This window comes from Mesorhizobium sp. P5_C1 (assembly GCF_054049815.1).
Genome location: NZ_JBFULQ010000532.1, coordinates 1 through 3,690 on the forward strand (window position 1 = coordinate 1; position 3,690 = coordinate 3,690).

The 3,690-nt window shown below is 62.0% G+C and carries 4 protein-coding genes; all 4 read left to right on the forward strand.

Going from position 1 to position 3,690, the window contains the following annotated elements; genetic code table 11:
• A partial coding sequence (gene terL / locus ACXJ7R_RS27300; RefSeq protein ID WP_457154534.1) for a phage terminase large subunit occupies positions 1-912 on the forward strand: 912 nt, incomplete at its 5' end.
• Positions 913-932: 20 nt separating this feature from the next.
• The gene (locus ACXJ7R_RS27305) at positions 933-2,507 is read left to right on the forward strand and encodes a DUF1073 domain-containing protein (protein ID WP_457154535.1); all 1,575 of its coding nucleotides are present in this window, start codon (positions 933-935) and stop codon (positions 2,505-2,507) included.
• On the forward strand, positions 2,504-2,707 hold the full coding sequence (locus ACXJ7R_RS27310) for a hypothetical protein (protein WP_457154536.1): 204 nt from the start codon (positions 2,504-2,506) through the stop codon (positions 2,705-2,707). Before ACXJ7R_RS27305 ends, ACXJ7R_RS27310 begins: the two co-directional genes overlap by 4 nt.
• Before the next feature lie 307 nt (positions 2,708-3,014).
• On the forward strand, positions 3,015-3,690 hold a 676-nt coding region (locus ACXJ7R_RS27315), incomplete at its 3' end, for a hypothetical protein (protein WP_457154537.1).

A 3,690-nucleotide genomic window follows, 5' to 3' on the forward strand; every position in this document is an offset into this window, starting at 1 on the left:
ACGTTCCACGAAGCGCTGCCGACCCGCCTGAACAACCCCGATTCGTCGGCGATCATAGTGATCATGCAGCGGCTGCACGAAGACGACGTCTCAGGCGTCGTCATCGCGAACGACTACGGCTATGAGCACGTCATGCTCCCCATGGAGTTCGAGCCCGAGCGCAAGTGCTTCACCTCGATCGGGTTCGAGGATCCTCGCAAGGTCGACGGCGAATTGCTGTTTCCCGAGCGCTTCCCGGCGCATGTCGTCGAACGCGACAAGAAGATTATGGGCAGCTACGCTTCGGCGGGGCAGTTCCAGCAGCGGCCGGCGCCACGCGAAGGCGGCATGTTCAAGCGCTCCTGGTTCGATGGCAAGTTCGTCCGGCAAGCCCCAAGGGGCACGGTCTGGGTCCGCCATTGGGACTTGGCCGGCACGAAAGGCGGCACTGGCGCACGCACCGCTGGCGTCAAGCTCGGCCGCGATGCCGACGGCCACTACTACGTCGGCCACGTCGTCACTCTGCGCGAGGAAGGGAAGTCGGTCCGCAAGACCATCAAGGCGCAAGCCGCGCTCGACGGTAAAGGGGTGCACATCAGCCTGCCGCAGGATCCGGGGCAGGCGGGCAAGGCCCAGGTGCAGGACTATGTCGCCGACCTCGCCGGCTACAAGGTCCATGCCGAGGGTGAAACCGGTGACAAGATCACGCGCGCCGAGCCGTTCTCGGCGCAGTGCGAATACGGCAACGTCTCCATCGTCGAAGGCGAGTGGAACGAACTCTATCTCGACGAACTCTGCATCTTCCCGGCCGGCAAGCTTATGGACCAGGTCGACGCATCTTCCGGGGCCTTTACGAGGCTGCTCAACATCAAGGGGGCTATGGTGATCAGCGACGACGTTCTTCGCCGCGCTGCCCAGCCGGCGCACCGATGATCAGGAAGCTTCGCCGCGCAATGCGCGGACTGTTCCGCCACAAGCCTGTCGCGGATGCCCCGCCGGTCCCGCCGCCGGCCGCAGCTCCTCCTGGCGCGCGTGCGCCCATCCGCATCTCGGATGCCATGCTGTCGGCGCTGCGGGCGCAGAAGGACGCACCTGCGCCGCGCGTGCAGGTGTTCAGCATGCCGCAGCACCCGGCGGGCGTTGTGCCTGAGGGCAAAGGCATCGCCATGGACAGCGCCATCGGCGGCGTCCAGACCTGGGCCAATGGCTTTGCCCTGAACGGCTTCTTCACCGAGGGCATCACCTTCCTTGGCTATGCCTATCTGTCGGAACTGGCGCAGCGCCCGGAATACCGGGTGATCTCCGAGACCATCGCCAGCGAGATGACGCGCAAGTGGATACGCTTCACCTCGAACGACGGTGAGGACAAGTCGACCAAGATCAAGGAGCTGGAGGCCGAGTTCAAACGCCTCAACGTGCGCGACCTGTTCTGCCGCGCCGCTGAGCAGGATGGCTTCTTCGGCCGCGGTCACATCTACATCGACACCGGCGACACCGATAATCCCGACGAGATGCAAAAGCCGATCGGGACCGGCTGGGACAAGCTGAGCGTCGCGAAATTCGCTAACAAGCCCATCGAGGCGCTGCGCACCGTCGAGGCGGTGTGGTGCTATCCGACGGCCTACAACTCGAACGATCCGCTGAAAGACAACTGGTATCGGCCCGATAGCTGGTATGTGCAGGCCAAGATCGTCCACACGTCGCGGCTGATCACCTTCATCGGCCGCGAAGTGCCCGACCTGTTGAAGCCGACCTATTCGTTCGGCGGCCTGTCGCTGTCGCAGATGGTGAAGCCCTATGTCGACAACTGRCTGCAGACGCGCCAGTCGGTGAGCGACATCATTTCGATGTTCAGCGTTTTCCTGCTGGCCACCAATCTCGGCGAGACGCTGCAGGCCGATGGCGATCAGCTTTTCAAGCGCGCCGAGCTGTTCAACCTGATCCGGTCCAATCGCGGCCTGATGATGGTGGACAAGGACACGGAAGATTTCAAGAACGTCTCTGCTCCTCTGTCCGGTCTCGACATGCTCCAAGCGCAGTCGCAGGAGCACATGGCGTCGGTCAGCCACATTCCGCTGGTCAAGCTGCTCGGCACCCAGCCGGCGGGGCTAAACGCTTCGTCCGAAGGCGAGCTTCGCTCGTTCAACGACTATGTGCACTCATTCCAGGAACATCTGTTCCGGCATCCGTTGCACTTCCTCATGGGGCTAGTGATGATCTCGCTGTGGGGCAAGCCCGACGACGGCATCGACTTCGAGTTTGAAAAGCTTGAGGAGACCGACGAGAAAGAAGCGGCCGACGTTGAAAAGACCAAGGCCGAGCGCGATCAGATCCTGATCGACACCGGCGTGATCTCGCCAGAGGAGTCCCGCAAGCGCGTCGCCGCCGATCCGGACTCGGACTTCTCCTCGATCGATGTGTACGACGTCCCGGAACTCCTCGACGAAGAGGAGGAAGGCCTGGTGCCGAAGGGCGGCTCGCCGGTCAAGGACATCGAGGGGGGCGGCGAAAGGAAGGACGCGGCATGAACGAGGCACTGGAGATTCGGCTTCGGCTGCTAGAACTCTTTCCGCCTTGTGCGCGGCCCTCCGCGATCAGCGACGCGCTGATCGAGGCCGCATTGAGGCGAAGCTGGACGAAACTAGCTCTGCCCTCGACGCTAGGAGATACCGAATTCGCGGGCATTCTGCCGGCCATTCCAGGTTTTGCCGGATCTGTGTTAGGTTGAAAGTGTGTGATGGGACATCCATCATCATGGTTACACTCAAATGGCTGCCAATCGGGCAATCGCGCCCGCAATCGAGGATTGCTACGACGCCGCTTTCGAATTTGGGCGGTGGCCGAAGGCGCTTCAAAACCTTGCCGATGCCCTAGGCGCTACGAGTTGTGTCATCCGCGTCTGTGACGACACCCACCCTTTCCGGAGCGACCAGCGCAAGCGGACCACACCGGCGCCGGATTCGACGGAACATGCTGAATTTTCGGCGCTCTGGCTCAAGAACATCGAAGGTGCTCCCGATCCTCGTTGCGAGAGGTTGAGGCTGCTGGCGAAACCCGCCACCTGCTTCACTGTCGAGGACGAAGTCACCACGCCCGAGGAGAGGAGGTTTCTGCCCTACTATCAGGAAATAGCGCTCCCTGGGCACCGCGAGTGGTGGGCAGCCGTCTACTTTGTGGTGAAGAAACACAAGTGGTTCCTGTCGATGTTCCGCGATGCCCGCAGCGGGGCCTTCGATTTGTCCGAGGCGGACCATTTTCTGCGCGTGGTGCCGGATCTGAGGCGGATCATCAGCCTTGCCGAGAAGATCTGGGAAGTTTCACTGGACCCGACGCTGGCTGTTCTTGACCAGTTCAATTTTGGCGCCGCGCTGCTTGATCGTCGTGGCTGCCTCATGCGTTGCAACGAGCATGCGGATGCTTTGTTCGGTTCCGGCCTTGTGGTCCGCCACGGCCGCATCCACGCAGCGGATCGGGAGAGCGATTCCCGCCTGCAGCGGATGATCGAGGCTGCAGTCTCAAGCGCACCGGACGGAGTGTCTCGGGCCGAGCCGGAAGTCATTGCCCGTGGCGGATCGTTTTGGCTTCTTGCCGAGATCGTGCCGATGACTTCATTCGTGCGCGATTTGTTCAATGGCGGCGACTTTCTGCTTTGCTTCACCGACCTTGTGAGGGAACGGGCGCCATCGGAACGGTTGCTCGGCCAGACATTTC